This is a genomic window from Paenochrobactrum gallinarii, assembly GCF_014205685.1.
GTDB lineage: Bacteria > Pseudomonadota > Alphaproteobacteria > Rhizobiales > Rhizobiaceae > Paenochrobactrum > Paenochrobactrum gallinarii.
Genome location: NZ_JACIIU010000056.1, coordinates 1 through 3,964 on the forward strand (window position 1 = coordinate 1; position 3,964 = coordinate 3,964).

Sequence of the window (3,964 nt, forward strand, 5' to 3'; positions counted from 1 at the left end):
CAATATGCGAATTATGACTAGTCATATGCCTAACATTACTCCTAACCCTTAATTAAGGGTGAGAAAATGTCCGGAGAATTCGGGGGCTCTTACAGTGGGTAATAACACGAAAGTAGCATAATGGTGGGTGATAACACGAATCTGCGCTCTCCTCTCCTGCCCGATCGGATGCAGCAGGGAGATTTCTTTGTGTGCGATATCTTTGATGCCGCACCCAAAGGAGATATGGCTTCAATGGAGCACCCTATTTTCTCAATTGCAACAAAGCCTGATCGACATGTTCGGCGTTATGAAAATGGTTCGAATTTTGTAGAGGTCATCCCCTCGGTGAAGGGATTGGCAACAGTACATGACCGAGATGTCCTGATTTATTGCATTAGCCAATGTATCGCTGCACTTAATGAAAATCGTGAAGTTAGCCCAACAATCAGGTTCAGAGCGTATGACTTGCTTTCGGCTACTAACCGAGGGACTGACGGACGTGGGTATGAACAGCTAAAAGCTGCTTTGGAACGCCTTAAAGGAACAACGATTACTACCAATATCATCACTGGTGGTAAAGAGGAGTTCGATGGATTTGGATTGATTGATCGTTTCAAAATCGTTCGTGAAACGCGTGATGGGCGGATGCAGGAAGTGGAAATTCGCTTATCTGAGTGGGTGTTCAATGCTATTAGATCGCGAGAAGTCTTGACGCTGCATCGTGATTATTTTCGCCTCAGAAAACCGCTTGAACGGCGGATTTATGAGTTGGCACGTAAACATTGCGGAGCACAAAAGGAGTGGCGAATTAGTCTAAGCAAGTTACAAGCTAAATGTGGGTCTTCATCGACAGAGAAAGAATTTCGTCGACTTGTCTCGAATATCGCGAAACAAGATGAACAATTTGAACATATGCCTGATTATGCAGTTCGAATTGAAAAAGATGTAATTATTTTTACAAACCGTCGTATGGAAGATGTTAAATCTCATTCAGCTTGTTTTCCGACAATTCGACTAGATCTCGATACATATCAAGTAGCCCGAAGAGCGGCTCCTGGATGGGATGTGTATTATCTTGAACAGGCTTGGCGCTCTTGGATGCTTGACGGCGGCTTAGATGCCCCAAAAAATCCTGACAAGGCATTCATTGGTTTCTGCACAAAATGGTTTGAGAGGCGAGGTAACCCGTAAAAGATACCATGCAGTACTTTTTTGGTTTCTATAAGATATCTAGTAGCTATCCGGTATCTTAAATATTGGGTAGAGTCCATGAAATCAGAGTCGAACATATACTAGTTATATTATTTGCCTATCCCGAAGACGGCACTGAAAAACTACGACGCCTTTGATCCCTGCTAGGCTTCCAGCTGTTGAGAAGAGCTTTTCCATCCGACAATCAATATCATGTCTCAATACCCTCAGCCCGACGAACGGCTCTTAGTTGGGATGTGTATTATCTTGAGCAGGCTTAGCGCTCTTGGATGTTTGAGGGGGCTTAGATGCCCCAGAAAATCCTAACAGGACATTCATTGGTCTCTGCATATAATGGTTTGAGAGGCGTGAGCACTCATATTGGATACCATTTAGTATCTTTTGAAATTCTATCCAGTATCTGGTAGCTATCTGATATCTTTAAATACCTGATAGCTATTTGATAGCTATCAGGTAAGGTGTTTGAAAAAACAGAGTCGAGCACATATGCCAGTTATATCATTTGCCAATCCAAAAGGCGGCGCGGGGAAAACCACGACAGCCTTGATCCTTGCTACGCAACTTTCAGAAAGTGGCGCTAGCGTTACGATCCTTGATGCCGACCCAGAACGCTGGATATCGCAATGGGCCAATCTCCCAGGTAAGCCAGAGAACATCTCTATTGTCAGCGGCATCACAGAGGATGGTATTGTTGATCAAATTGAGGAGGCCTCCGGAAAATCTCAATTTGTGATCATTGATCTTGAGGGAACAGCCAGTCTAATGGTTGCAAACGCCATCGGCATGTCTGACTTGGTTCTGATCCCAATTCAAGGCTCTTCGATGGATGCGAAGGGAGGCGCCAAAACTATTCGTTTGATACATAATCAAGCGAAAATGGCACGACGTGTTATTCCGCATTCCGTAGTGCTAACTCGTACTAGCGCCGCAGTCCGTTCACGGGCACTCAAAAATGTGCAAGAACAGCTTACACAAAGTGGTATTGATGTGTGTGAGACGCCAATCGTAGAGCGCGCTGCCTATCGCGACCTTTTCGATTATGGTGGTACGCTGACCAGTCTTGACCCATCACAGGTAAGTAACGTTGATAAAGCAATCGATAACGCACGACAATTTGCGGGCGAAGTGGTTGAGAAATTGATGCAAGTGCAGGGGCATACTGATGAGTAAACAACGAGCAAATCTTGGCTTTGGTGATGCTCTGAGTGATCTCAGTGCATTCGTTCCAACCCCCAAAACCGCACCAAAAGATAAAGCGACAGAGGAGGCCGCTGTGGCCGCGGGCTTTGTAAGCAGGGAGCCTAAAGCACCGGAGCCAACAAAGCCGCAGCGTCGTCGCAGAACTGGCCGTAATGTGCAGTTCAATATTAAAGCAAAGCCTGAGACGATTGCAGCCTTTTATGAAATCGCTGATGCTAATGGTTGGGGGCTAGGGGAAACCTTGGAGCATGCGGTTGACCTCCTTGCAAAGAACAATAAGGTGTAGTGCGCCATTGACTTATGCGCCATTGAAGTGTATTTAGATGACTAAATTACAAACTGTAGTTGAGTTGCCAGAATTCCAGCGCCGTGCGCGATCCATTATGACGGATGCCGAGCGTGAAGCGGCTATTACTTGGATTGCCACAAACCCGGAAGAGGGTGTCTCTCTTGGTGGTGGATTAAGAAAAGTCCGCATTCCCAGGGAAGGTGGTGGAAAAAGCGGGGGCTTTAGAACGATCTACGTATTTGGCGGGCACCACATGCCGATCTTTCTGATCACGATTTTCGCAAAAAATGAAAAAGCGGATCTAACTCCTAAAGAACAGACAGCAGCAGTAGAAATAAGTAAGGCGATCGTTTCAATGTGGAGCAATAAACAATGAGTGCATTTGAGAGCATCAAGAAGGGATTGGACGAAGCCCTTGAATTTTCCAAAGGGCACGAGGCTGGCTCTTTGGTTCACGAAATTATTTTACCGGAAATTGATGTAGCTAAAATTCGGGCACAAACTGGCTTGTCTCAAACCGATTTCGCCCGCAGTATCGGTGTCGCAAAGGGGACACTTCTGAACTGGGAGCAAAGACGCCGCACACCACAAGGGCCGGCGCAGGTACTATTGGCTCTAATTGAACGCAAACCCTCTGTCGTGCAGGATTTGCTTGGTAAGCTATGATGTTCGTGCATTGCTCAAGGCCCTGCCAACTTCTAAAAAAGCGAACTCCCTTACTGAATGACCTTAGCGATCTCTATGAACTTCGTTGCTCGCTCATGCAGGTAATCAGCCTCGCTTTGATCTAGGCGACTTGCAGTTATCAGGGTGCCTGACTGGATATTGAGAATACCAACTCCTGCTGAACCTGGCTTCGCCAATCTTAGTACGGTTAAAACCCCTTTTTCCTTCTTTCTAGGCAATTGTTCCTTTCCAAAGTGCAAGTAAATAATTCTTTTTCGGTTGCTTTCCTCAGTACGCAAGTACCAAGCTGTTGTTATGTTTAAGCCAGAAACATCTGCCTCAATTTGACTGCGACCTTCCCAAATAAGCGCATGGTCTTCCTTTAAGTCCAGATAGTTTTGACACAAAACTTTGTATCCACCAGCCTTATTTGCGGATACGTTAGAATGCAGATCCAAAAAATTCTTAGCTGAGATTTTGTGTAAGCGTTTGCTGGAGAACACATGGGTTTTAACTTGACGGCTTAAAGCTCCAGGGTAGTAGCTCGTCGAGGCGACTTTGGGGATGGCCGTTTGCGATCGCTGTCAAAGTGTCCCTGAGATAGACAAAGGGTTC

General features: G+C 45.7%; 7 protein-coding genes. 5 read left to right on the top strand and 2 right to left on the bottom strand.

From position 1 onward, the window contains the following. Positions 1 to 120: 120 nt before the first annotated feature. The 5 genes from FHS77_RS15640 to FHS77_RS15660 all read left to right on the top strand — a co-directional run bounded on the left by FHS77_RS15640 (position 121) and on the right by FHS77_RS15660 (position 3,349). Positions 121 to 1,173 (top strand): replication initiator protein A, encoded by a 1,053-nt coding sequence (locus FHS77_RS15640; protein WP_184224851.1) that lies wholly within the window; start codon positions 121 to 123, stop codon positions 1,171 to 1,173. A 483-nt stretch (positions 1,174 to 1,656) separates the two neighbouring features. Next, the gene (locus FHS77_RS15645) at positions 1,657 to 2,364 is read left to right on the top strand and encodes an AAA family ATPase (protein WP_343061034.1); all 708 of its coding nucleotides are present in this window, start codon (positions 1,657 to 1,659) and stop codon (positions 2,362 to 2,364) included. Next, positions 2,357 to 2,680 (top strand): stability/partitioning determinant, encoded by a 324-nt coding sequence (locus FHS77_RS15650; RefSeq protein WP_246431383.1) that lies wholly within the window; start codon positions 2,357 to 2,359, stop codon positions 2,678 to 2,680. The genes FHS77_RS15645 and FHS77_RS15650 overlap by 8 nt, the downstream gene beginning before the upstream one ends. 37 nt (positions 2,681 to 2,717) lie before the next feature. Then, positions 2,718 to 3,059: a type II toxin-antitoxin system RelE/ParE family toxin gene (locus FHS77_RS15655; protein WP_184224852.1), complete on the top strand. Its 342-nt coding sequence runs from the start codon at positions 2,718 to 2,720 to the stop codon at positions 3,057 to 3,059. After that, the gene (locus FHS77_RS15660) at positions 3,056 to 3,349 is read left to right on the top strand and encodes a helix-turn-helix domain-containing protein (protein WP_075657596.1); all 294 of its coding nucleotides are present in this window, start codon (positions 3,056 to 3,058) and stop codon (positions 3,347 to 3,349) included. Before FHS77_RS15655 ends, FHS77_RS15660 begins: the two co-directional genes overlap by 4 nt. A gap of 50 nt (positions 3,350 to 3,399) precedes the next feature. Here FHS77_RS15660 and FHS77_RS15665 read toward each other — a convergent pair whose 3' ends face one another. Then, positions 3,400 to 3,852 (bottom strand): hypothetical protein, encoded by a 453-nt coding sequence (locus FHS77_RS15665; RefSeq protein ID WP_210307173.1) that lies wholly within the window; start codon positions 3,850 to 3,852, stop codon positions 3,400 to 3,402. Between the two features lie 7 nt (positions 3,853 to 3,859). Next, on the bottom strand, positions 3,860 to 3,964 hold a 105-nt coding region (locus tag FHS77_RS15670; RefSeq protein ID WP_184224853.1), incomplete at its 5' end, for a transposase domain-containing protein.

What these genes read in the sequence shown, in the direction of transcription:
- FHS77_RS15650 (WP_246431383.1), top strand. Translation starts at nt 2,357, where the DNA reads ATGAGTAAACAACGAGCAAATCTTGGCTTTGGTGATGCTCTGAGTGAT.
- FHS77_RS15640 (WP_184224851.1), top strand. Translation starts at nt 121, where the DNA reads ATGGTGGGTGATAACACGAATCTGCGCTCTCCTCTCCTGCCCGATCGG.
- FHS77_RS15655 (WP_184224852.1), top strand. Translation starts at nt 2,718, where the DNA reads ATGACTAAATTACAAACTGTAGTTGAGTTGCCAGAATTCCAGCGCCGT.
- FHS77_RS15660 (WP_075657596.1), top strand. Translation starts at nt 3,056, where the DNA reads ATGAGTGCATTTGAGAGCATCAAGAAGGGATTGGACGAAGCCCTTGAA.